Source organism: Gemmatimonadota bacterium (genome assembly GCA_009838645.1).
In the GTDB taxonomy this organism is placed as follows: Bacteria; JAAXHH01; JAAXHH01; order JAAXHH01; family JAAXHH01; genus JAAXHH01.
The window spans coordinates 63,071-86,774 of the sequence record VXRC01000042.1; the positions used below are offsets into that span (position 1 = coordinate 63,071).

Annotated in this window: 19 protein-coding genes; 1 reads left to right on the forward strand and 18 read right to left on the reverse strand. The window is 62.5% G+C overall.

Going from position 1 to position 23,704, the window contains the following annotated elements; genetic code table 11:
• The first annotated feature begins 103 nt into the window (after window positions 1–103).
• On the forward strand, window positions 104–619 hold the full coding sequence (locus tag F4Y38_11885) for a hypothetical protein (GenBank protein ID MXY49980.1): 516 nt from the start codon (window positions 104–106) through the stop codon (window positions 617–619).
• A 24-nt stretch (window positions 620–643) separates the two neighbouring features.
• Here F4Y38_11885 and F4Y38_11890 read toward each other — a convergent pair whose 3' ends face one another.
• The 18 genes from F4Y38_11890 to F4Y38_11975 all read right to left on the reverse strand — a co-directional run bounded on the left by F4Y38_11890 (window position 644) and on the right by F4Y38_11975 (window position 23,686).
• On the reverse strand, window positions 644–1,978 hold the full coding sequence (locus F4Y38_11890; GenBank protein ID MXY49981.1) for an amidohydrolase: 1,335 nt from the start codon (window positions 1,976–1,978) through the stop codon (window positions 644–646).
• A 10-nt stretch (window positions 1,979–1,988) separates the two neighbouring features.
• The gene (locus tag F4Y38_11895) at window positions 1,989–3,752 is read right to left on the reverse strand and encodes a hypothetical protein (protein MXY49982.1); all 1,764 of its coding nucleotides are present in this window, start codon (window positions 3,750–3,752) and stop codon (window positions 1,989–1,991) included.
• A gap of 81 nt (window positions 3,753–3,833) precedes the next feature.
• Complete coding sequence (gene lpxA, locus F4Y38_11900; protein MXY49983.1) at window positions 3,834–4,619, reverse strand: acyl-ACP--UDP-N-acetylglucosamine O-acyltransferase; 786 nt, start codon at window positions 4,617–4,619, stop codon at window positions 3,834–3,836.
• A 23-nt stretch (window positions 4,620–4,642) separates the two neighbouring features.
• The gene (locus tag F4Y38_11905; GenBank protein MXY49984.1) at window positions 4,643–6,199 is read right to left on the reverse strand and encodes a bifunctional UDP-3-O-[3-hydroxymyristoyl] N-acetylglucosamine deacetylase/3-hydroxyacyl-ACP dehydratase; all 1,557 of its coding nucleotides are present in this window, start codon (window positions 6,197–6,199) and stop codon (window positions 4,643–4,645) included.
• A 6-nt stretch (window positions 6,200–6,205) separates the two neighbouring features.
• Window positions 6,206–7,264, reverse strand: coding sequence for a UDP-3-O-(3-hydroxymyristoyl)glucosamine N-acyltransferase (gene lpxD, locus F4Y38_11910; GenBank protein MXY49985.1), 1,059 nt, complete (start codon window positions 7,262–7,264; stop codon window positions 6,206–6,208).
• Window positions 7,265–7,270: 6 nt separating this feature from the next.
• Window positions 7,271–7,810 (reverse strand): OmpH family outer membrane protein, encoded by a 540-nt coding sequence (locus tag F4Y38_11915; GenBank protein MXY49986.1) that lies wholly within the window; start codon window positions 7,808–7,810, stop codon window positions 7,271–7,273.
• 49 nt (window positions 7,811–7,859) lie between these two features.
• Window positions 7,860–10,385 carry an outer membrane protein assembly factor BamA gene (gene bamA, locus F4Y38_11920; protein ID MXY49987.1) on the reverse strand — a complete coding sequence of 842 codons (2,526 nt, stop codon included), beginning with the start codon at window positions 10,383–10,385 and terminating at the stop codon, window positions 7,860–7,862.
• A 108-nt stretch (window positions 10,386–10,493) separates the two neighbouring features.
• Entirely contained in the window at window positions 10,494–12,965 is a 2,472-nt protein-coding gene (locus F4Y38_11925) for an ATP-dependent Clp protease ATP-binding subunit (protein ID MXY49988.1), read from the reverse strand.
• 66 nt (window positions 12,966–13,031) lie between these two features.
• Complete coding sequence (locus tag F4Y38_11930) at window positions 13,032–14,111, reverse strand: protein arginine kinase (GenBank protein ID MXY49989.1); 1,080 nt, start codon at window positions 14,109–14,111, stop codon at window positions 13,032–13,034.
• Entirely contained in the window at window positions 14,104–14,487 is a 384-nt protein-coding gene (locus tag F4Y38_11935; protein MXY49990.1) for a hypothetical protein, read from the reverse strand. The genes F4Y38_11930 and F4Y38_11935 overlap by 8 nt, the downstream gene beginning before the upstream one ends.
• A 19-nt stretch (window positions 14,488–14,506) precedes the next feature.
• Complete coding sequence (locus F4Y38_11940; protein MXY49991.1) at window positions 14,507–15,226, reverse strand: ABC transporter ATP-binding protein; 720 nt, start codon at window positions 15,224–15,226, stop codon at window positions 14,507–14,509.
• 44 nt (window positions 15,227–15,270) lie between these two features.
• Window positions 15,271–16,596 carry an FtsX-like permease family protein gene (locus F4Y38_11945; protein MXY49992.1) on the reverse strand — a complete coding sequence of 442 codons (1,326 nt, stop codon included), beginning with the start codon at window positions 16,594–16,596 and terminating at the stop codon, window positions 15,271–15,273.
• Window positions 16,596–18,170 carry a lysine--tRNA ligase gene (lysS, locus tag F4Y38_11950; protein MXY49993.1) on the reverse strand — a complete coding sequence of 525 codons (1,575 nt, stop codon included), beginning with the start codon at window positions 18,168–18,170 and terminating at the stop codon, window positions 16,596–16,598. Before lysS ends, F4Y38_11945 begins: the two co-directional genes overlap by 1 nt.
• 260 nt (window positions 18,171–18,430) lie before the next feature.
• A protein-coding gene (locus F4Y38_11955) for a peptide chain release factor 2 (protein MXY49994.1) occupies window positions 18,431–19,556 on the reverse strand; the annotation gives its coding sequence in 2 pieces (ribosomal slippage) (window positions 18,431–19,471 and window positions 19,473–19,556; 1,125 coding nt in all).
• A gap of 10 nt (window positions 19,557–19,566) precedes the next feature.
• Complete coding sequence (locus tag F4Y38_11960) at window positions 19,567–20,610, reverse strand: Gfo/Idh/MocA family oxidoreductase (GenBank protein MXY49995.1); 1,044 nt, start codon at window positions 20,608–20,610, stop codon at window positions 19,567–19,569.
• 90 nt (window positions 20,611–20,700) lie between these two features.
• Entirely contained in the window at window positions 20,701–21,399 is a 699-nt protein-coding gene (locus tag F4Y38_11965; GenBank protein MXY49996.1) for a JAB domain-containing protein, read from the reverse strand.
• An 80-nt stretch (window positions 21,400–21,479) separates the two neighbouring features.
• Entirely contained in the window at window positions 21,480–22,364 is an 885-nt protein-coding gene (locus tag F4Y38_11970) for a slipin family protein (GenBank protein ID MXY49997.1), read from the reverse strand.
• 14 nt (window positions 22,365–22,378) lie between these two features.
• Window positions 22,379–23,686: a nodulation protein NfeD gene (locus F4Y38_11975; GenBank protein MXY49998.1), complete on the reverse strand. Its 1,308-nt coding sequence runs from the start codon at window positions 23,684–23,686 to the stop codon at window positions 22,379–22,381.
• Between the last annotated feature and the right edge of the window lie 18 nt (window positions 23,687–23,704).

Consider the following 23,704-nt stretch of genomic DNA (forward strand, 5'->3'; position numbering starts at 1 on the left):
ACCATGCGGGACGGGCAGCCCGGCCGAGTCCGCACAGGTCGCAAGGCCCGGCCACGACCGTGCCGGCCGGAGTAGCTTATCTTCGACGAAAGGAGCCGTTACCGTGAAACCCCTCCTGGTCATGGGCCTTAGGACCCTGGCCCACCTGGACGCGAAAGAAACCATGTACGAACAGATCGACCGGGACGATATCCAGGCGTCGGGACGATTCCCGGTGGAGCACCTCGAAGTCATCGCCGGCGGATTTGCGCTTGGGATCCTGTCCAGCCACGGCATTGCGCGCATCGAGCGGGTGATCGACCACCTGGGATGGTCCTGCCTGTTTCCGACGGAACACCTGATCTCATCGGATCCACTGGACCGAAAGGACGCGACAAACTGGGAAGGATGGCGGCGGGAATACGAAGTGCGGGGGCTTGCGCTGCACACGGTGGTCGATATCGGCGAGGTGCTGGTGCGCAACCTCGCCGGTTCGTCCGTCTTCGTGGATGTGGAAAAGTACTACGTCACCGCGGACGCGGACGTATGCATCGAGGGAGCGACGGGCATCTCGGCCCTGGACCAGACACGGGCTTACCGCCAGGCCGTCGGGAGTCCGCGGAACCGTAAGGGTCGTTAAGACTAACGTACCCCCGTCGCGCGGCTACCGATCGGACCGCGGCGCCCGGGCGTTCAGGAACTCCAGCACCAGGTGGGTCATCACGCGCATGCCCACTCCCACGGATCCGCTGTCCGCCGTCATGGTCGGGGTGTGCAGTCCGCCCGAAGGCTGGCCTGGTTTGGTGGTACCGAGCCGGTAGAAGAATCCGGGAATCTCGTTGGCGAAATAGGCGAAGTCCTCGCCGCCCATGGTCGGGGGCAGTTCGAGCACCTGCTCGACGCCGGGCGCACCCGTCAGGTAGCCGGCCATTTCTCGGGACAGGCCCGGGTCGTTGATCACGGAAGGGGTCCCGCGGTCGTAGTCAAGTACGAAGGAACCGCCATAGGCCGCGGTTATGCCTTCCAGGATGGATTTCATCCGGCGCTCCACCGTGTCCCTCACCACGGGATTGTAGGTGCGCACCGTCCCCTCGAGATGGACTTCCCGGGGAATGATGTTAAAGCGCTCGCCGCCGCGGAAGATACCCACCGTGACCACACTGGGCTCGAGGGGCGACAGGGTGCGCGACCGGATCGTCTGCAGGGCGAATACGATCTCGGAAGCCATGACGACCGGGTCGATGCCCTCTTCGGGACGGGCGCCGTGGGCCTGCTTACCCCGGACTTTGATGGTGAAATGATCCACGGCGGCGAAGGCCGGCCCGATGGTGTATCCGACGGTGCCCACGTCGAGGGAGGGCAGCGCATGGAGACCGAAAATCGCCTCGGGCGCGGGGTTTTCGAGCACTTTCTCGCGCACCATCAGGTCCGCGCCGCCCTCTTCACCGGGAGGCGCGCCTTCTTCCGCCGGCTGGAAGATGAACTTGACGGTGCCGGGCAGGTCGTCCTTCATCTCGGCCAGCACGGAAGCGACGCCCATTTGTACAGCGGTGTGTACATCGTGGCCGCAGGCGTGCATGACGCCCACTTCCTGGCCCAGGTAGGTCGTCCGCACGGTCGACCGGAAAGGCAATACCGTCTCCTCCGTCACGGGCAGCGCGTCCATGTCCGCCCGGATGGCCACCACCGGACCCGGCCGGCCGCCTTTAAGCACGCCCACCACGCCGGTATGGGCGACGCCGGTCCGGATCTCGATGCCGAGTGCGGTGAGATGATCCGCCACCAGCGCCGCCGTCTTGAACTCCCGGTTGCTCAGTTCCGGGTTCCGGTGGATATGCTCTCGCATGCGGATGGCTTCCGTCCGGTGCTTCGCCACCAGAGCGGCCACGTTTTCCTGCCGGGCGGCCACGTTATCCTGCTGGGCGGCCGCGGGCAGCGGCATGTTCGTGACAGACAACATGCCCAGGATGAGCAGCGCCCGCGTCAGTCTTCTCGGCATAAGGTCTTTCCTACCTCTCCCAGGGAAATTCGAAGGACGGCCGGTTGGCGTAACGGTCCATGGACACGCGCAGCCTGCTGCCGCATCCCGGCTCTAGCGTCACCGTAAAACTGCTGCCGTCGACCGGGGTTGACCCGCTTTCGCCATCCACTTCCAGGATCTGATGCTCCCCGTAAGCGCCGCCCTGGACGGTCACGGTACGAGAGGAGACCTGGTTGGTATTGACCAGCGTGACCACCGCGCTGTCGTCGTGAAGCTCTTCCACGAGTGCGCCTACGTCTTCCGGCATTCCCGGACGTACGCGCGCCGGATCGAAATACCGGAACCGGCAGTGCAGGGGGTGGCCCAGGTGCCCGGTGGGCATGCCACCGAGCATGAGCCGGATCAGGGCGTCCACCGCCGCGGGATTCGTGCCGTTCATGTCGTCCGATAATCGCGTATCCGGCGTGGACAGGTCGTTCCGCATCCTTTCCATCTTCGAACGAACGGTCGAGATGTCCTCCAGCAGCGCCTCTTCCGGATAGTCCGGGTTCTGCCCTTCCAGGAAGGCGATCCAGCCCTCCATGGGTACCCGTTCGAGATCGCGGCGGTCCATGGACCAGTAGTAGACCTGCTCCGCGCCCACGTCGAAGGGTTCGGGACGGTAGTCGTACCAGCCGTCATCGCCGTGCATGCGGGGATAGAGCGTCCGGCCGTTCTCGACCGTGCTGTTCGCGTTGACGCCGTCGATGACGCCGCGCCAGGTGTCGACGTATTTCTGGTCGCCGGTCAGCAGCAGCCCGTTGCCGAAACTCCAGTGAGCCCGGATCAGGAAGTAGGGCCGGTGCGCTGTCTCGCCGGTCTGGGGCACGATCGTCGAGAATCCCCACCCGTACGCCCCGCCGTACCATCTTCCGCCGCACTCCCCGCCGATGCTCCCGTCCAGTCCGATATTGGAGGGGATGATCCCGTTGTTCTTTTCGGTGCGCTCCACCCAGGCGTCGATGTAGTCCTTCGTCCAGTCATAGTACCTTTCATCGCCGTCGATCATGTAGGCGTTCAGGGTCATCGTGGTTACGCCCATATTTAGTGGATGATCGCCTGCCACATCGTTATAGTCCTTGAAGTGGGCGACCATCTCCTCGTAGTTCCGTTCCCCGTGCCCCAGCCTGAAACGGCCCTCGACCTCGATGGAATCGCCGGCCCAGTCGAGCCCCGTGGCCTTGCGCAGCATCGGCCCCCGGCTTCCGTTGAACATGCTCTTGATCACGCGGTGCTCGGGGATCCAGTTGTCGGCGATAGGATCGTCGCCCATGTAGAAGCCGCAGAATCGCCGGGTGCGGTCCACGAACTTCTTGTCGCGGGAGTCACACAGGCCCTCGAGGAAGAAGGCCGTGAAGCCCTCGCCGTTGTGCATCCAGTCGAACATCGTGGGGAACTCCTTGAAATACATGCCGTCCCGGGCGAATTCGACCTCGGTGGTCTTCGCCTCCGTGTACTGCAGCAGGTGACCGTCCCACGCCTTCCTGTACAGGTCATATACGCGTTTGGTAGCGCCGAGCGCATAGAGCTCCGGCCAGTTCGCGAAGTTCTCGGCCGCATCGTCCGGTCCGTCGTCGCCGCCCCAGCGGGGCACGCAGAGCAGGTACCCCCGCTCGTCGAAGTATTGATCGTAAAACGCTTCCACGGCCTCTTCCTGCTGTTTGATCAGGCTCAGTTCAAGCAAGGCCCAGGACGGAGGCGACATGGGCGAGGCGATACGCACGGTACGCCCACCGGTTGAGACGGCCGACATGGCAGTTCCTTTCTTTTGACGATGGGTAGTGTGAGTAGTGAAGGGGACCGCGGCAGCTTCTCTTCTGATGACTCCACGTAATCAGGATGTCAGGCCGCGGCCGTATCGCTTGCTCCGCAGGACGCTTTCGTCGATAAACGCGAGCAGGTACTTGACTTCGTCGGTTTGCTCCACTTCCGCCGTCACCGCATTCACCGCCTGGGAGATATTGAGAGAGGACCGGTGGAGCAGGCGATAGGTCTGCTTGAGCGTACGGATGGATTCGTCGGAGAATCCGCAGCGCTTCAGGCCGATGGTGTTGAGTGAAACGGGCTTGAGCGGATCGTGTCCATACTTGAAGTACGGGCAGATGTCCTTGGTCACCATGCCGCCGCCGCTGATGAAGGCGTTGCGGCCAATCCGGACGAACTGGTGGACGGCGACGAGCCCGCCCGTAATGGCAAAATCCTCTATTTCCACGTGGCCGCCCAGTTGCGTGCCGTTGGCGAGGATCACCCGGTTGCCGATCACGCAGTCGTGGGCGACGTGCACATAGGCCATGACCAGGGTATCACTGCCGATAACTGTCTTCCCCAACGCGCTCGTTCCGCGATTCAGCGTGGTGAACTCCCGGATGGAAGTCCGGTCTCCGATCTCCAGGATGGACTGCTCGCCGATGAATTTCTGATCCTGGGGGATCGACCCGACGACGGCCCCGTGATAGACCCTGCATTCCGCGCCGATTCGGGTATGGGCGCCGATCAGCGCGCTGGATGCAATCTGGGTACCGGCCCCAATGGTCACGTTGGGTTCCACGATCGTGTAGGGACCGATGCTGCAGCCGGCGCCCAGCTCCGCGTCGGGATGCACGATGGCCGTGGGATGTATCTGAACTTCGGCGGTAATATCCGTCACTGTGGGGCCTCCCGGTCCGCCCGGTCCGCCCGGTCCGCCCGGTCCGCCCGGTCCGCCTGGTCCGCCCGGTCGGCCTGGTCGACCCGGTCCGTCTGGTCAGCACGGTCAGTCTGTTCCACCCGATCCGCACGGTCCGTGATCATGGCCATGAGGGTGGCTTCGGCAACCAGTTCATCGTTAACGTAAGCCTTGCCTTCCATCTTGCATGCGTGCATGCGCATCCGGATCGTTTCCAACTCGAAACGGATCTGGTCGCCGGGTTTTACCAGTCTCCGGAAGCGGGCATGGTCGATGCCCATGAAATACGCCATTTTGCTTTTCGGCTCATCGATCGTGTTGAGCAGCAGCAGACCGCCCGCCTGCGCCATGGCCTCGACGATCAAGACGCCTGGCATGACGGGATGGCCGGGGAAGTGGCCCGCGAAGAAAGGCTCGTTGATGGTCACGTTCTTCAGCGCGGTCACCCGCTTCCCCGGTTCAATGTGGGTCACCCGGTCGATGAGCAGAAAGGGATACCGGTGGGGGAGGATGCGCAGGATGTCCTCGATGTCCAGGACCGATTCGGGTTCAGATTCAGACGGAGCAGGTGCAGGCGGATCGGCATTCCCTGTTTCTGTTTCCGGCTTCTTCTTCACGCACGCGCCGCGGATCCTTCGCACGAGTTCCACGTTGGCGGCATGGGAGGAACGCGCGCCGAACACCTGCGCTCTGAGCGGCGCTCCGAGCAGGGCCAGGTCGCCGATCAGGTCGAGGGCCTTGTGGCGGCAGGGCTCGTTGTCGAACCGCAGCGGCTGGGCGCCCACGATCCCGTTCTCACCGATCACCACCCTATCCTCCACACCGAACAGATCCTTCAACTCGTCCAGTTCCTCGTCGGACAGGTCCATGTCCGCGATTACCACCGCACTTTCCAGGCTGCCGCCCTTGATCAGTCCTCTTTCGCGCAGGGCCTTCACGTCACTCAGGAAGGTCCAGGTCCGCGCCGGGGCGAACTCGGTGACGAATTCGTCTTCCAGGGAATAGAGTACGGTGTGCTGGCTGGCCAGGTTGGATTTCTGGTAGTCGACCATGTAGGTGAGATGGAAATCGTCGGAGGGCATGACGACGAGTTCCTTAAGCAGGCCGTTCTCCCGCTCCGAATACAGCACGGGGTTGTCCAGTTCCAGGTATTCCCTGGGGGCGTCCTGTTCGACGATGCCCGCTTCGATCAACGCGTTCACAAAGGGTATGGCGCTACCGTCGCAGATCGGCGGCTCGTCCCCGTCCAGTTCGATCCGGATATTGTCCAGGCCCAGGCCCGCGACGGCGGCCAGGACGTGCTCCACGGTGTGGATCCGGACGCCGTCCCGCGCCAGGTTCGTCCCCCGGGTCGTATCGATCACGTAGTCTATGTCCGCCGGAATTTCCAGCCTGTCGGGATGGTCGACGCGTACGAAACGGATCCCGTCGTTTACGGCACCGGGCTTGAACGTGATCGTCGCCCGTCCTCCGGTATGCAGGCCGATGCCCTTGATGGACGCCGAGGACTTGATGGTACGCTGGCGTTTGAGCATGTGCCGCTACTCTCTTCCTTCGTTGGATGGCCCGTCCTGCTCGCCGCTTTCGAGCGCCTTGATCCGCTCCTCCAGGGTCTGGATCTGGTGCAGCAGGTCCGGCAGGCGCTTGATGGCCGCCTCGATTCTCCTGGCCTGGTTGTGCGGACGGGCGGGGTATCCCGAAACGGTCGATCCGGCGGGAATGGACTTGGTCACGCCCGCCTGCCCGCCGATCCTGGAACCGGCGCCGACGCTGATGTGATCGGAGAGCCCGGCCTGCCCGCCGATGAGTGTCCCCGATTCGACTACCGTGCTGCCCGCGATGCCTACCTGGGCGCATATGGTGACGTGATCGCCGATCACGACGTTATGGCCGATCTGTACCAGGTTGTCGATCTTCGTGCCGCGGCCGATGCGGGTCATGCCCATGGTCGCGCGGTCGATTGTCGAATTCGCACCGATCTCCACTTCGTCGCCGATCTCCACGCCGCCGACCTGCGGTATCTTTCTGGCACCTCCACTGCCCTGGAAATAACCAAAACCATCGCTGCCGATCACGACACCGCCGTGCACGATCACGCCCTCTCCCAGGGAGACCCGGTCGTAGAGCGTCGCGTTTGCAAAGATCCACGTGCCGGCGCCGACCCGGCAGTTGGCGCCGATCGACACGTTCGAGCCGATGCAGGCGCTCCGCCCCACCACGGTGTGCGGACCGATCGACACATGGGAACCGATGGCCGCTTCTTCATCCACCTCCGCGGCGGAATCTATCCTGGCCGTCGGATGGATCCCGGTTTCGGCGGGACGGTGTCCGGCGAAATAGGTCGTCAGCAGGGTGACGAGGGCGAGCTCGGGAGAAGCCACGCGGATGATGGGGACCGGGGCGTGATCGATTTCCCGGGAGACGATGACCGCCGTGGCCTCCGTCGACTCCAGGCGCCGGCTCTGCCGGGCGTTGATCAGGACGGAGATCGAACCCTTGCCGGCCTCGTCCAGCGGGGCCACGCTCTCGATGATGCATGAACCGTCGCCGATGAGTTCGCCCTGTACCTGCGTCGCGATATCTGCCAGCTTCTGTCGCATGGGTGGCTAGTTGGCTTCCTTCTGCAGTTCCTCCAGGACCTGCCCCGTGAGGTCCTGCGCTCTAAGCGGATCAATGTAAAAGAGCGACCCGGCATCGAAGATATAGGTGTAATTCTCCGCCTTGGCCAGGGTCTGCACCACGTTGAAAATGGATTCCTGCAACGGCCTGGTCAATTCCACTTCCTGCTGCGCCAACTGCATTTGCTGGGTCTGGGCGAACTGCATGAGCTCCTGTTTCTTCTGCATGATGTTCTGCTCGTCCTGCTGCCGCCTGGCCGCGGTCAACATGGTCTTGCGGGCTTCATATTGCTGCTCCAGCATCTCGACTTCCTGCTGCCTGCTCTGGACCTGTTCCTGCATGGCCGTCACCTGCTTCTGGAAGGCCTCTTCGGCATCCCTGAACCCCTGGTACGACTGGCGCAGGCGATCCATGTCGAGATAGCCGATCTTGAGTTCCTGCCCCTGGGCGACTACCGGCTGCAACATGACGGCGGCCAGCACGGCCAGCACGGCCGCAATGCGTATCATCCCTCTCCCTGAAACCATTGATATCCTCCTCGAATGCCGGATCGCTCCGGTAACCTGGAACAGCTTGTCAGAACATCTGGCCGAGCTGAAAGTGCGTATGCCAGCCGCTTCGCTTCTTCTGAAGGGCCTGGATGGGATCCGAGGGCCGGTCGAATCCGTATCCGACGTCGAAGCCCAACAGCCCCACCAGGGGCATGATCACCCGGATGCCGGCGCCCACCGATTTCTTCATATTGCCCGGCAGCGGGGTGGCGTCTTCGAGCTTAGCCCAGGCGTTGCCGGCCTCGACAAACGCCACGGCGTAGACCGGCTGTTGAGAACTGAGCTGGTCGACGATCGGGACCTGGTACTCCAGCGTGATGATGCTCATCGCGCGGCCTCCGTCCCGGCTGCTGGTCCCGTCACCCAGATCGGTGTAGGGACCGATGGAATTGTTGCCGTACCCCCGGATCAGGCCGTCGAAACTGACCCCTCCCGGAAAGAACCGTTCGATAAACGGGACCTCACGGTCGTTGAAGGGGTTTACAGCAAAGGCATATCTCCCCTTGAGGGACAGGGACGTGCCTTTGAACAGGGGAACATAAAAATCGGATTCCAGGGTCTGCTTGAGGAACTTCACGTCACCGCCAACGCCGGCAACGTCGCTACGTGACGTATGGCGCATGCCACGCGTTGCAAACTGGGGAAAATCGCGGCTGTCGCGCGTCACGGAGAAGGACACCTGGCTGGTCAGGCCGCTGTTGGATTCGTAGGATTCCCGATTCCGTATATTCAAGTTTATGGCCGAAATCTGCGTATCCGTCAGGGTGGTATCTTCCAGTGCCGCCGCGTAGTAACGCTCGCCAAAACCGGTGTAATTCTGGTCGTAAAACCGATAGGCACCGTTGATGCGCCAGTACGTGCCGCGGAAGCGGCGCCCCAGGGACAGCCCGAAGCCTTTCCGTATGACATTGAATTCCCGGTACCATCGCCGGTTCGTACGGTAGATGTCGATGCCGGCGCTGGTCGGCGTATCGAAGAGCCAGGGTTCGACGAAACTCGTTGAAATGGAATTGCGCCGGGCGCCGAATTCCCAGTTGAAATTCACGTTCTGTCCGTTGCCCAGGAAATTCGGGATGATCATGGATATGGTACCCACGAGCCCGTCGAGCCCGCTGTAGCCGGCGCCGGCATTCGCCGTACCCGTCGGTTTCTCCAGGACGGTAAAGGTGATGTCCACGTCTCCGTTGGCACGGGGTTGCAGGCCGGGCTGCACGTCCTGGAAGTAATTCAACTGGAAGACGTCCCGCTGGCTTCTCATCAGCACCGAACGGCGAAAGAACTGTCCCGGTTTGATCAGCAGTTCGCGCCGTATGACCTTGTCCTTCGTCTTGGTATTGCCGATGATGTTGATCCGGTGTACCTTTGCGGGTTCGCCCTCGTTGACCGCGAAGCGCAGATTGATCGTGGAGTCGTTGGCCGCCGATTCTCGGGCGATGGGCGTGGCGTACAGATAACCCAGTTCGCCATACGCTTCGTAGATGGTCGACACGCTTTCCTGGTATTCTTCTTCGTTGAAGGGCTGGCCCGCGTCGATCTTGATGAGACTGGACAGTTGTTCGCCGGTGAACTTCGTGTTCCCCTCGAAGGCGACGTCCCCGAGGTAATACCGCCTTCCTTCCTTGACATCGACCTTGATGTACATCCGCTTCCTGTCCTCGCTGAACCAGAGCGTGTCGTCCACGACTTCCGCGTCCCGAAATCCGTGCTTGCGGTACTCCTGGACGATTTTCTCGAACTGGTCCAGCAGGCGTTCCCGGCGCAGGTCGCCTTCTTTCCAGAAATGCTCTTCTTCCGTGTCCGCTTTCTTTCGAAAGGCCTTCTGCAACTCCTTTTCCGGTACGGACACGTTGTTTTCGATAAAGATCTCGCCCAGCCCCACCTTCTCGCCTTCATCGATTTCGATCCGCATGATCGCGTTGTTTCTTTCCACGAGGACGCGTTCATTCAGCGTGGCGAGCAGGTACCCCTTTTCGTAATAGGCGCTGGTGATGTTGTCCAGGACACTCTTTCTGCGGAAGGGAGACAGGGCCTGGCCCTGGAAAATGCCCGAAATGCGTTCGAGTTCGTCGTCCTTGATCTTATCGTTTCCCTCGAACTCCAGGCGGTCCAGCAACGGGTATTCCTTGACGTTTACGGTCACGATCAGACCCGTCGCGCTTCCGCTGACGTAGATGCGTATGTCCTCGAACAGTCCCAGCCGGTACAGTTGCTTGATCGTGGTGGCGCCGTCCCGGGGATTATAGGGATTACCCGCTTTCAGCACGGTCATCGACCGGATGAGGGGTTCATCCACGTTGGCGTGCCCCTCGATACGCACGTCGGCGATCAAAGACTGCTGCTGTTGTCCGAAGACTTTCTGGGGACTCACGGACGCGGAGGCAAGAATCCCGCCCGTCAGGATCAGTACAAGGAAGGGTTTGAAGTACATGGATGACTTTGAAGACACAGCGGCAACTTTCCCGTCCATGCGGGTAATCGATCGGCAGAAGCCGGCTATCGACATGAACACGGCGCAAGCGGCCCGGCTGTCGATTCTACGCGCAACCCACATGGCGGGTTCCCGTCCAAGGGTTTCAACCGGACATGGCTGGACGGACTCGGCCCGTCCAAGGGTTTCAACCGGACATGGCTGGACGGACTCGGTCCGTCACGGGGGCTTTCAGGCTTCCGACTCGGTGAGGACGGGCGCCTTACCGGTATCAGCGGTCTCGGCCTTGTAGAACGTCAGGTTTTCACCCTTCTTGCCGACCCTGATTTCATCGCCGTCGCCGAACGTGCCCTTCAGCAGCTCTTCCGCAAGCGGATCCTCGAGCATGCGCTGGATGGTCTGGTTCATGAACCGGGCGTTGTAGACCGGGTCATATCCCTTGTCGGACAACAGCTCCCGCGCACTCTGCGTCAATGAAATGCGGATGCCCCTTTCGCTCATCCTTTCGTTGATTTCCTTGAGCTGCAGATCGATGATCCGGGAGATATCGGACGGGTTCAACTGGCGGAAGACCACCGATTCGTCGAGCCGGTTCAGAAACTCCGGATTGAACAGTTTCTTCACCTCTTCCTTTACGGTGGCCTCCATCTTTTCGTAGTCGACGGTGGCGTCCTGCTGGAAGCCCAGGCCTCCGGCCTTGTTGATGTCCCGGGTGCCGAGATTGGAAGTCATGATGATGATGGTGTTGCGGAAATCCACCCGGCGGCCGTTGCTGTCGGTCAGCGTGCCCTCGTCCAGTATCTGCAGGAGGATATTAAATACGTCCGGATGGGCCTTCTCCACCTCGTCCAGCAGAATGACGGAATAGGGTTTGCGCCGTACCTTCTCCGACAGGTGCCCGCCTTCGTTGAATCCCACGTAGCCCGGCGGAGCGCCGATCAGACGGGACACGTTGAACTTCTCCATGTATTCGGACATGTCGATGAAGATCAGGGCGTCGCTGTCCTGGAAGAGGAAGGAGGCCAGGATCTTGGCCAGTTCCGTCTTGCCCACGCCGGTCGGCCCGAGGAAGAGAAACGATCCGATGGGCCGGTTGGGGTTCTTCAGCCCGGAGCGCGAACGCCGGATGGCCTTGCTCAGCACCTGGATGGCCATGTCCTGGCCGATGATCCGTTTCTTCAGCTCGTCCTCCATGCGCAGCAGGCTCCTCGATTCCTGTTCCTCGAGCCGGAACATTGGAATACCCGTCATGCTGGAGATGATCTGTGCCATGTCGTTCTCGGTGACGGTCACCACCTGGTCGGAAACCCGTTCGCGCCAGGCCATGAACGCCTCGTCGTACTCGCGCTGCAACTCCTCCTGTCGGTCCCGCAGCGCAGCCGCGCGTTCGAACTCCTGCTGCTGGGCGGCCTCCACCTTCTTCTCCTGAATGGCCTGGAGCTGTTCCTCGATCTCCCGGATCTCTTCCGGGACAGTCATCTTGGACAACTGCGCCTTGGACCCTGCCTCGTCGATGATGTCGATGGCCTTGTCCGGGAGGAAGCGGTCCTTGATGTACCGGTCGGACTGCTTTACGGCGAACTCGAGGGCGTCGTCCGTATACTTGACGTGATGGTATTCCTCGAATCGGCTGCGCAGCCCTTTGAGCATGTCGATGGTTTCGTCGATGCTCGGCTGGTCCACGATCACCTTCTGGAACCTGCGTTCGAGCGCGCCGTCCTTTTCGATGTGCTTGCGGTACTCGTCAAGCGTCGTGGCGCCGATGCACTGCAGTTCGCCCCGGGCGAGGGCCGGCTTGAAGATGTTGGACGCGTCGAGACTACCCTCGGCGCCGCCCGCCCCGACGATCGAATGAAGCTCGTCGATGAAGATAATCACCTCGTCCGACTTGGTGATCTCGGCCATGATGGATTTCAGCCGGTCTTCGAACTGTCCCCGGTACTTGGTCCCGGCCACGATCGAGGCCATGTCCAGCGTCACGACGCGCTTGTTCTCGAGGATCTGGGGGACGCCGCGTTGCACGATGCGCTGCGCAAGCCCCTCGGCGATGGCGGTCTTGCCCACGCCGGGCTCGCCGATCAGCGCCGGGTTGTTCTTCTTGCGTCGGCTGAGGACCTGGGTGACCCGTTCGATTTCCTTGTCGCGGCCGATGACCGGATCGAGTTTGCCGCCGCGCGCCATTTCGGTGAGGTCCCTGCCGAAATGGTCCAGGAAGGGCGTCCGGCTGCGCTGCGCGTCCTTCTTGGTCACCGAACGGTCGCTCTGGATGTTCTGGATCTCTTCCTTGATCTTCTCGAACGTCACGTCGTAGGTCGAGAGGATCTGGGAGGCGATCCCCTGCTTGTCCCGGACCAGCGCGAGCAGCAGGTGCTCGGTCCCCACGTATTTCGATTTCATGTTGTTGGCTTCGTGCGCGGCGATCTCCAGGGCCTGTTTCGCCCTCGGCGTAAAGGGAACCTGGCCGATCGTGAGCGCACTCGACTGGGATACCGTAGCCTCCTCTATGGACTGCCGGAGGTCTTCGAGATCGATGCCCATATTGCGCAGCATGGCGGCCGCGGTCCCTTCCCCATCCCGGATGAAGGCCAGCAGCAGGTGCTCCGTGGCGATGTAGTCATGCTGCAGCCGGGCGGCTTCTTCCCGGGCGATGTGCATCACCCGTTTGAACCGTTCCGTAAACTTGTTGTTGTTTCCCTGGGGCATCTTGAGCATCCCTCCCTTCATGGTCCGGGGTCTGAACCCCCGGCCGGAGTGTGTTCGCCGTCGTTCTCAGAACCTCAGGTGTTCCCTGACCAGCTCCGCGCGGCGCTCATCCTGTTCTTCCGCCGTCATTTCCCGGCCCGAGGCCATCCGGATGTGCGCGGGCTGTATCGCGATCATCAACTGGTTGAATGCACTCGTCTCCATGCCCTTGCAGATCCGCATAAACGCGCCCATCCTGAGCATGGACAGGGCATCCAGCGCTTCCATCTCGCCAAGTAGCCGGGCATGCTTCAACAGGCCGTATGCCCGGGCCACCCTGTCTTCCGTCTGGCGTTTCGCCCTGCTTGCCAGGGCGTCGCAGGCCCGTTCCTCGAAGGCGGCCAGCCGGCGCGTGACACGGTCGAGCCGGTCGACGATCTCCTCCTCGGCGTGTCCCAGGGTGCACTGGTTGGACACCTGGTACATGTTGCCCGATCGCCCGGTGCCTTCGCCGTGCAGTCCCCGCACCGTGAACCCGATCTCCTCCATGGCGCATCCCAGGGAAGCCATCTGGTCCGCCAGGGTCAAACCCGGCAGGTGCATCAACACCGACAGCCGCATTCCGGTGCCCGTGTTGCTGGGACAGGACGTTAAATAACCAAACTCATCCGAGAAGGCAAAATCAAGTGTTTTGCTCAGTTCGGTATCGATTTTGTCCGCTTCCTGCCAGGCCGCGCGCACCTGCAGGCCGCCTTTGATGGTCTGCAGGCGCAGGTGGTCTTCCTCGTTCACCATGAGGCTGAAGGTTTCTCCGGGGCCTATGAACACGCCCGCAGGCCGCGTCCCGTCCGCCAGGGAAGGGCTGATCAACCGTCTTTCCACCAGTACCCCGCGGTCCAGTTCCGACGTGTCCAGCAGCGATAGGTACACCGACCGCGCCACGTTTTCGCTGCGCTGGACGGCGTTTTCCACCTGTTCGATCACGCGGAACCGCTCGTTCTTGATCGAACGGTGCACGAAGGGCAGGGAGGTCAGGTTCCGCGCAAGACGGGCCCGGCTGCTGATCACCAGGTCCGCCGTCTCGCCTTCGGGCACGCACCATTGCGGCACGTCGACCAGCAGTTCCGTGTACAGGTTTTCCATTCCGCTGTCCATGGGCTTATCCATGGGCTACCTCGTGCAGGTCCGAGCCGCGTTCGAGTTCGTTGATGCGGTCCCGCAGATCCGCCGCCTGTTCGTAGGCTTCACGGCCGACGGCCTTCTTCAGGGCCCGCCTGAGATCGATCAGTTCGCGCCGCGTCTTCTGCCGGGACGGATCGGACACGGGGACCTTGCCCCGGTGGTACTCATTGCCGTGTATCTGCTTGAAGAGCGGGACCAGCGTCTCCTTGAAGGCGCGGTAGCATGCGGCGCATCCCAACTGTCCCGATTCGCCGAACTCCGCCGCGGACAAGCCGCATTGTGTACATGACGTCGTTTTCATCACCGATCCAACCCCTGGCCGCCGTTCTGGGCCTGGTCGTGATCCTACCCTGGCCGCCATCCTGGGCCCGGTCGCCACCCTAGGCCGCCAAAGCGTTCAATAGTCCGTCTTCCAGCCTGAATGCGCGGTCTGCGCGGCGGCCCAGGTCTTCGTCATGGGTAACGACGACGAAGGCCTGTCCGTGCCTGCGGGACATAGCCCACATCAGGTCCAGCAGCGCTTCCCCGTTCCCGCGGTCCAGGTTGCCGGACGGCTCGTCCGCCAGCACGATGTGGGGCCGGCCCACCAGGGCCCGGGCCACGGCAACCCGCTGCTGTTCTCCGCCGGAAAGCGCGACCGGCTTGTGGTCGAGCCGCGCCGCCAGTCCCACCTCCGCGAGCAGGCTTCCGGCCCGGTCGCGGGCCGTGTCCCAGTCGCATCTTCCCACCAGCAACGGCATCATCACGTTTTCCAGCGCCGAGAACTCGGGGAGCAGGTGATGGGCCTGAAAGACGAAGCCCACGGTCCGGTTGCGGAACTCGGCCAGCCGGTCGTCAGGCAGGTCGAAGGCGTTCGTTTCGCCGATGAAGACCTGGCCGGAAGTGGGCCGGTCCAGCGTTCCCAGGATATGCAGCAGGGTGCTTTTGCCCGCGCCCGACGCGCCGTGGATCGCCACGATCTGCCCTCGGCGGATATCGATGTCGATGCCCTTCAGGATCTCGAGCCGGCCGTTGCCTGAGTGGAAATCCCTGGTCAGGCTTCTCGCGCTCAGCACTTCATCGGTCCGGCTGTCGTCCGCTGTGGGCGGTTCATAGGCCATAACCCTGGCTTCTAGTCCTCCTCCCGCGTCCCGCGGCGCGTTCGCTATTCGTGCCGGATCGCCTCGACCGGCACCAGGCCGGCGGCCTTCCGTGCCGGATAGACGGCGGCCATCACGCAGATCAGCATGGATCCCAGGGCGACACTGGCGAAATCCAGCGGGTCGACCCGTACGGGCAACGCGTCGATCAGATAGATGTCCGGCGGCAGCGCGATGAACTCGAAAGTCCGCTGCGTCCAGCAAAGCACGTAGCCGATCACGCAACCGAGCAAGGTACCCAGGACGCCGACCACGGAACCCTGGATGATGAATACCCTGGTGATGCTGGCGGCGGTGGCGCCCATGGACTTCAGAATGCCGATGTCCCGGGTCTTCTCCAGCACGACCATGATCAGGGTACTGGCGATGTTGAAAGCGGCCACCAGGATGATCAGGTTGAGTATGGCGAAGGAGCCCCATTTCTCGAGGGTCATCCACCGGAACAGGCCCTTGTGCCGCTGCATCCAGTCTACCGTAAAATACGCTACTGACGGGCTTGACGCAACAGAGGATTCAGCGGTCTCCTCCACGTAGCGGTTAAGTGCGGCCTCGATTTCTTCGGAGACACGACGCGCCTGGTCCCGGTCGGCAACCCGGACGGCGATGCCGTTAATGTCGCTTCCGAGTTTGAACAGTTTCTGGGACTCGTCCAGGGAGACGTAGGCGGAGGAGGCGTCGTACTCGTAGAACCCGGTTTCCGAAATGCCCGTGACCCTGTACGGCCGGATGTAGGGCGTGAGCGCCGAGGTCAGGGAGAAGCCCTGGATGTTGCCCAGAGCGACCCTTTCGCCGACTATGATCCCCAGCTGATCCGCCAGGCCCCTGCCCAGAACGATCCCGGGCAGCGATCGTCCGTCCGGATCGGCCGGATCGGGCGCGGCCGTCAGGTCCAGGGATCCGAAGGCGATGTTTTCCTCGAGGTTCGTCGCCAGGCGGCCCGATGTGATGTCCAGCCCGTGCACGATGACGCCCGCCGCCGCATTGCGCGTTGTGGGCACCGGTGCGCAGACGGCCTTCTCCAGGACGTATGGCGCGGCCGAGACCACCTCGTCCACCGACAGGATGACGTCGATCAACGGATCGTATTCGGAAATCGAACCATCGCCGAGCAACGAATACACGTTGATATGCGCGCGCTCCCCGATGATCCGTTCCCGGACTTCGCTTTCAAAGCCGTTGAACAGCGAGAGGACGATGACGAGGGCGGCAACGCCCACAAGCACACCGCCCACGGATATGTATGTGATGAGGGAGACGAACCGGTTCTGCCGCTTGGAGCGCAGGTATCTCAGGGCGATGAACCACTCGTATGACCATCGTTTGCGCGGCACTATTCGGCATCCTGTGCGCCGGACGCCCGGTCCGGCCGGCCATCCGTTTCGCCGGGACCGTCTTCCCCGTCGACCTCGGCGCTATCCGGGCCGTCGGATTCTTCTCCGGAAGCTTCCCGGCGCATGTGGGGAAAAAGGAGCACGTCCTTGATGTTGGCTGAGTCGGTGACCAGCATGGCCAGCCGGTCGATGCCGATGCCGCATCCCCCGGTGGGCGGCATGCCGTATTCCATGGCGCGCAGGAAGTCTTCGTCCATGGCGTGAGCTTCCCCGTCACCCTTCCGCTGCATTTCCACCTGCTCCTCGAACCGGCGGCGCTGGTCCACCGGGTCGTTCAACTCGGTGAAGGCGTTGGCGAACTCGCTTCCGCAGATGAAGAGTTCGAACCGTTCGGTAAGGTCGGGATCGTCACCGCGGCGCTTGGCCAGGGGGGAGATCTCCACGGGATAGTCCGTGATGAAGGTCGGATTCACGAGACGGTCCTGTACGAAGTGCTCGAAGAGTCCGTCGATCATCCGGCCCCGGCCCAGCTCGGCGTCCACATCCAGTCCCCGTTCACCGCAGACCGCGGCAAGCTCTCCGGTCGACAGGCCGGCGACGTCGATACCGCTGTGGGTGCGGATGGCTTCCAGCATGGGAATCCTCGGCCAGGGCGGGGTCAGATCGATGGGCTGGTCCTGGTAGGCGTGCTCCAGCGTGCCGTTCACCTCCTCGAAGACCGAGACGAAGAGGCGCTCCACAAGGTCCATGATGTACTGGTAATCGACATAGGCGATATAGAACTCCAGCATGGTGAACTCGGGATTGTGCGTGCGGTCGATCCCTTCGTTCCGAAAATCGTGCCCGATTTCATACACGCGCTCCAGGCCGCCGACGATCAGCCGCTTGAGGTAGAGCTCATCGGCGATGCGCATGAACAGCGGCATGTCGAGGGCCTGGTGGTGGGTCTTGAAGGGACGGGCGAGCGCTCCGCCGTAGAGGGGCTGGAGGATCGGCGTTTCGACTTCGATGAAGCCCTCGCCGTCCATGAACCGCTGGATGGACCGGATGAGTCGCGAGCGCTTGAGGAAGACTTCCTTGACCCCGGGATTGATGATCAGGTCGACGTAGCGCTGCCGGTACCTGGTCTCGATATCCCGAAGGCCGTGCCACTTCTCGGGCAACGCGCGCAGGGACTTGGACAGCAGCGTCAGTTCGTCCGCCATGACGGTGGTTTCACCGGTCCGGGTGGTGAAGACGGCGCCTTTCACGCCCAGGTAGTCCCCGACCTCGATCAACTGGTCGTAGACCTCGTAGGCGTCCGGTCCGACGCGATCGAGCCGGACGTAGATCTGTATCCGGCCGGTACGGTCGAGCAGGTGGGCGAAACCGGACTTGCCATGGCCCCGCTTGGACGTGATCCGGCCCGCTACCGCGACGGGCTCGGCGGATTCGATCAGCGTTTCCACCTGATCGAGAATGGACTGGGCGGGATGGGTTACGTCGTAGCGGACGGGGTACGGATCGATGCCGCGCGCGCGGATCTCTTCGAGTTTGCTGTACCGTTGACGGTTGAATTCGATCGGGCTGTTCACCCGTTTGCTCCGAAGGACTTCATGGTTGGTGACGGACCCCGGTAGAGGCGCGCTGCGGATTGATCGATGCGCCGACCGGCCTGCCGGACGGGCACCGGAATATAGGCGCGACGGGCCGTCCTGTCAACGAAAAAGGACTATCGGGACAACGTGCGGGATGGGTCCGTGCGGCATGCGAGCGGGGGACGCGCGGCGGCGTTTTCGGCGGCGTTTTCGGGACGTGCAGGATGGGCGCGTGCGGCGTGCGCAAGGCGGCGGTTTCAGACGCTTTTCGCGGAGTCTCCACTGCGGAGGTAGGCCTCGATGAAGGCATCGATTCCGCCGTTCATCACGGACTGGATGTTGCCGATTTCCGTTCCGGTCCGGTGGTCCTTTGCCATGGTGTAGGGGTGGAAGACGTAGGATCGGATCTGGCTGCCCCAGGCGATGTCCTTCTTGTCACCTTCGAGACGTTCCCTTTTCTCCCGGATCTCATCCTGCCGTTGCTGGTAGAGGCGGGACATGAGCACCTTCATGGCGCTTTCCCGGTTGCGGTGCTGGGATCGCTCGGACTGGCACTGCACCACGATGCCGGAGGGCCGATGGGTGATGCGCACGGCCGAAGAGGTCTTGTTCACGTGCTGGCCTCCGGCGCCGCTCGCTCGGTAGACGTCGATCTCCAGGTCCGTCTCATTTAAATCGATATCGCCCGGATCGTCGATTTCGGGCAGCACGGAAACCGAGGCGAAGGAGGTGTGCCGACGGTGGTTCGAGTCGAAGGGGGAGATGCGCACGAGGCGGTGGACCCCGGCTTCCGCCTTGAGGTACCCATAGGCGTACTCGCCCGAGACTTCGATGGATACGCTCTTGATGCCGGCTTCTTCGCCTGGCTGCAGGTCCAGGGTGTCGAAGGCGTAGTCCCGGGATTCCATCCAGCGCAGGTACATGCGCATGAGCATTTCCGCCCAGTCCTGGGACTCGGTTCCCCCCGCCCCGGGGTGAATGGATACGATGGCGTTCTTCGTGTCGTCGGGGGCCGACAGCATGCTCTGCAGCGTCGCCGCCTCAAGGAGGCCCTGCAGCGACCGGACCCCTTCTTCAATCTCGTCGAAAGCGTCCCGGTCGTCCTCCTCGACGGCCATTTCAAACAGGGTCTCCAGGTCCTCGGTCTGGCTGCCCATCTCGTTCCAGCCATCGATGATCTTCTTGTGATCGCTGATCTGCCGGCTGATCGCCTGGGCCCTGGCCTGGTTGTTCCAGAAGTCCGGTTCGCCCGTGACGCCTTCGAGCCGGTCCGTCTCAGCCTGCCGGTTCTCTATGTCAAAGGCCCCTCCAGAGCCAGGATAATTGGTCGCGGCACGCTTCCAGCGCGTTCTTGATTTCGGAGGGTTCCATCATCTTGGGCATGTGCTCCTTTCTAAAACCGCCTGAACGCTTCTTCCAGCAGTTCCTGGTCGCGGATCGAGTCCGCCCCGGAGGAACGGACCGGATCGCCGGACCGTATGCAGGCCAGGAAGTGGGCGTTCGCCCGCCGGAACGCCCAGTCTCTCGGCGCCTGCGGCTGGGCATGCTCCTGTGCGTCACCGGCCCGGTAGACCGAGACCCCGGCCGGCACGTTCCTGAGCAGCGGGGGCGGCGTAAGAACCTCCACCCATCCGTCTTCGAAATACACCTTGACGCCCTCGTCCCAGAAGTTCGCCGACAGCCGGCCCAGTTCCAGCACCGCGTCGAAGCCGTCCATGGCGAAGACCATCAGTTTGGTCGGACTGTCGAGGGCCGCGTATTTCAGTGCCCTGACCTCGCCCAGCAAGTGGCGCAACAGATTGATGTTGTGGCAATACAGGTTGTTTAAACTGTAGATCTCACGGACGCGTTCATCGTCCAGCCACTCCGGAGGCCGGGGCTCGATTTCCGGATAGGTCTCGTCCGTTCGGATCGGCGTCCCGGCGTTGCAGACCCAGTCTCCGGCGAAGCAGTGGCCCCCGGCGTGGGTGATCGCCCCGAGTTCGCCGGATGAGGTCAGATTTTCGATGACCGAACGGGCCAGTTCGACGCCGGTATCGAACCGTTTCATGTACCCGACCATCAGGTGGCGTTCGTTGCGCTCGGCGGCCTCGACCATGCGGCGGGCATCGGACAGGTTGGTCGCCATGGGCTTCTCGAGATAGACGTGCTTGCCCGCGTTCAACGCGTCGATGGAAACGGGCGCATGGGCGTCGTCCGAAGTGATCTGCACGATGGCGTCTATCGCGGGGTCGGCGCAGAGTTCCTCGTGGGAGTCGCAAATCCTCGCGACCCCGAAACGGTCGGCCACCAAACGCGCGAGCCGGGGCCTGCGGTCGGCCAGGGCGACCACCTCGCAACCGTCCATCTCCGTGAAATTGGGCAGATGGACCAGTTGTCCCATGAATCCCGCGCCGACGAAACCGATCCTGATCCGGCTGTTATACGTAGATCCCACGCCGTCCTCCGGTTGTCATGTGCGCCAGACTGGCCGGGCTGACCTGGCTGACCAGGCTGACCTAGCTGACCTGGCTGACCAGACTGGCCGCTATATTAAACCCTTGCCGGCCAGGCTGGTAAAGGACTTTCGGCCGATGATGATGTGATCCAGCACCTTGATGTCGATCATCTGGCCCGCGTCGACGAGCTGGGCCGTGATCTTGAGGTCGTCCTGGCTCGGCGTGGGATCGCCGCTGGGATGGTTGTGAACGAAGATCACCGAGGCGGCCGAATCGAGGATGGCGGGTTTGAATACTTCGCGGGGATGGACGATGCTGGCCGTAAGACTGCCCACCGATACGGTCACGCCGCGGATCAGGCAGTTGCGCGCGTCGAGCATCAGGACCATGAAGATCTCCTTGCGCAGGTCCCGAAGCCTCGGCATGAAGTAGCGGGCTACGTCCGTGCTCGAAACGAAGGACTTCTGTTCCATATCCTGCGCTTCGAGCCGGCGGCCGATTTCGATGGCGGAGGCGATCTGGGCGGCCTTGACGGGTCCCACGCCCGACACCTGGCACAACTCGCTCAGTTCCCGGGTGGCGAGGTGGCGCAGGCCGCCGAAGTGCTGCAGGAGTGCCCGTGAGATTTCAATGACGTCCCTGCCGCCCGCGCCGTTTCCCGTGCGCAGCAGCAGCGCGATCAACTCCGTGTCCGACAGCGTGTGTATGCCGTACTTGAGCAGACGCTCCCTGGGCTTCTCGTCCTCCGGCCAGTCCCTGATCGGTGTTACTCCCTGTAAATCGGTCATCGCATCGTCCTTTCTGCGGGTCATTGGAAACATTGCGTGTTGACCGATTTAGTCGGAATCCGATCAGGCGATCTCGTAAGCTATGAAGCCTCCTCGCCCGGACGCTCCGCTGCGCCGGAATTCGTCTCCGCCGCGGCTGAACCCGGATCCGCCGTGCCGGTACCCGTATCCGACGAGCCGCCCGAAACCGCCGGTTTCATCGCGTCCACGAAGGGCTTGAAAAGGTCGATGGGAACCGGAAACAGCGTGGTGGAGTTGTTCTCCGCCGCCACGACCGACAGGGTCTGCAGGTAACGTAACTGAATGGCGACGGGATGGGTACCCATGACGTGGGCGGCTTCGGAGAGTTTCTCCGCGGCCTGCTGTTCGCCCAGGGCGTTGATCACCTTGGCCCGGCGTTCCCGTTCCGCTTCCGCCTGCTTGGCCATGGCCCGCTGCATCTCCAGGGGCAGGTCGACGTTCTTGATGACGACCATGGACACCTTGATGCCCCAGGGTTCGGTCTGCTGGTCCAGGAGGATTTGCAGATCCTCGTTGATCTTGTCCCGGTTGGAAAGCAGGTCGTCCAGTTCCACCTGCCCGAGGACGCTCCGCAACGAGGTCTGGGCCAGTTGGTGGGTCGCCTGCAGGAAGTCCTCCACCTCGGTGATCGCCCGTTCGGGGTCGAGGACCCTGAAGTAGATCACCGCGTTGACCTTGATGGACACGTTGTCCCGGGTGATCACGTCCTGGGCCGGCACGTCCTTGGTCACGGTGCGCAGGCTGACCTTTTCCATTTTGTCGATACCGGGGATCAGGATAATGATACCCGGTCCGTTCTTCCCGATGAGGGCCTTGGAAAGCCGGCCCAGCCGAAATATCACACCCCGCTCGTATTCGCGGAGTATCTTGACCGCGTTGGTGAAGAGTATGATGAGGATCAGGATGATTACAATCGTCGATAGCTGAAATCCGTCAAAGAACATGGGCGTCCCCCTTGTTACGTTGCGTCCGTACCTGAGTCCAGGCTTTCCACCTTGAGTCGCAGGCCATTGACCTCCACTACCCGTACCGGCGTTTCGGGCTCGATAGGCGCCTCGCTCGTGGCGAACCAATATTCACCGTGGACAAACACTTTGCCGCTCCGGCTGTCCACGTCCGTGTGCGCGCGGCCGGTCTCGCCAATCAGTCCCTGGCTGCCCGTGGTCGTGCGCCGCTTCTGGGCCTTCAGCGCGTAGCCCACGGCGAAGAGCGTGAATGCCGCGGTCGCGATCACGGCCGGAATGATGGCATACAGGGAAATGCGGAGATAGGGATCGGGCGAATCGATGAGCATCATCGAACCGATCGTGAAGGAAACAGCGCCGCCTAGGGTGAGGAGGCCCCCGCTGGCCACGAACAGTTCCGTGACGAACAATCCCAATCCGAGCAGGAGCAGCAGGAGCCCCGCATAGTTGATGGGCAACGTCTGCAGGGCGAAGAGCCCGATTACAATGCACATGCCGCCCACGACGCCGGGGAAGATGGCCCCGGGATTGATGAACTCGTAGATGAGCCCGTAGAACCCGAGCATCATCAGAAGATAGGCAATATTGGGATTGGAGAGCACGTTCAGCACCCGGTGATGCCAGCTCATTTCACGAATGCTCACCTCGGCGTCCTTCGTGCGTAATACCCGGCTGCCTTCGCGGACCTCGACCACGGTGCCGTCGATCCTGACCAGCAGGGAGTCCAGCGTGGCGACGTTCAGGTCCACGACGTTCTGCTCCACGGCTTCCCGGTCGGTCAGGGCCTCGGCCTTCCGTACCGCCTGTTCCGCCCAGTCCGCGTTACGGCCATGCTTGTCGGCGATGGACCGGATATAACTCACCGAGAAGTTTTCGATCTTCTCCTGCATGGTCGAGTCCGCGACCGCGCCGCCGATGCCCACCGGGCTGGCCGCGCCGATACTCGTGCCCGGCGCCATGGCCGCGACGTGGGCGCTCATGGTAATGAACACGCCCGCGGACCCGGCGCCCGCGCCGCTGGGCGCCACGTAGACCACGACCGGCACGTTGGACGCGAGCATGTCCTTGATGATCAACTGGGTGGACTCGAGGAGTCCGCCTGGCGTGTCGAGCATGATCACCAGGCATTCCGACCGGTCGTCTTCCGCCCGTGCGATCGCGGCGGAAACGTGCTGGACGCTCACCGGACCGATCGGACCGGTCAGCGAGATGACGTCGACCCGGGATGCCGCGGCGTCCGCTCCCGGCCAGGCCAGCCCGCAGGCCAGCAGGAGACATTGGAGGGTTCGTATCGGGTTCATGATAGGTTTGCCCGGTTG

Coding starts and splice junctions, on each gene's coding strand:
- F4Y38_11890 (MXY49981.1), bottom strand. CDS start 1,978: ATGCCGAGAAGACTGACGCGGGCGCTGCTCATCCTGGGCATGTTGTCT.
- F4Y38_11895 (MXY49982.1), bottom strand. CDS start 3,752: ATGTCGGCCGTCTCAACCGGTGGGCGTACCGTGCGTATCGCCTCGCCC.
- F4Y38_11905 (MXY49984.1), bottom strand. CDS start 6,199: ATGCTCAAACGCCAGCGTACCATCAAGTCCTCGGCGTCCATCAAGGGC.
- lpxD (MXY49985.1), bottom strand. CDS start 7,264: ATGCGACAGAAGCTGGCAGATATCGCGACGCAGGTACAGGGCGAACTC.
- F4Y38_11915 (MXY49986.1), bottom strand. CDS start 7,810: ATGGTTTCAGGGAGAGGGATGATACGCATTGCGGCCGTGCTGGCCGTG.
- bamA (MXY49987.1), bottom strand. CDS start 10,385: ATGTGGGTTGCGCGTAGAATCGACAGCCGGGCCGCTTGCGCCGTGTTC.
- F4Y38_11925 (MXY49988.1), bottom strand. CDS start 12,965: ATGCCCCAGGGAAACAACAACAAGTTTACGGAACGGTTCAAACGGGTG.
- F4Y38_11930 (MXY49989.1), bottom strand. CDS start 14,111: ATGGATAAGCCCATGGACAGCGGAATGGAAAACCTGTACACGGAACTG.
- F4Y38_11935 (MXY49990.1), bottom strand. CDS start 14,487: ATGGCGGCCAGGGTAGGATCACGACCAGGCCCAGAACGGCGGCCAGGG.
- F4Y38_11940 (MXY49991.1), bottom strand. CDS start 15,226: ATGGCCTATGAACCGCCCACAGCGGACGACAGCCGGACCGATGAAGTG.
- F4Y38_11965 (MXY49996.1), bottom strand. CDS start 21,399: ATGACCGATTTACAGGGAGTAACACCGATCAGGGACTGGCCGGAGGAC.
- F4Y38_11970 (MXY49997.1), bottom strand. CDS start 22,364: ATGTTCTTTGACGGATTTCAGCTATCGACGATTGTAATCATCCTGATC.
- F4Y38_11975 (MXY49998.1), bottom strand. CDS start 23,686: ATGAACCCGATACGAACCCTCCAATGTCTCCTGCTGGCCTGCGGGCTG.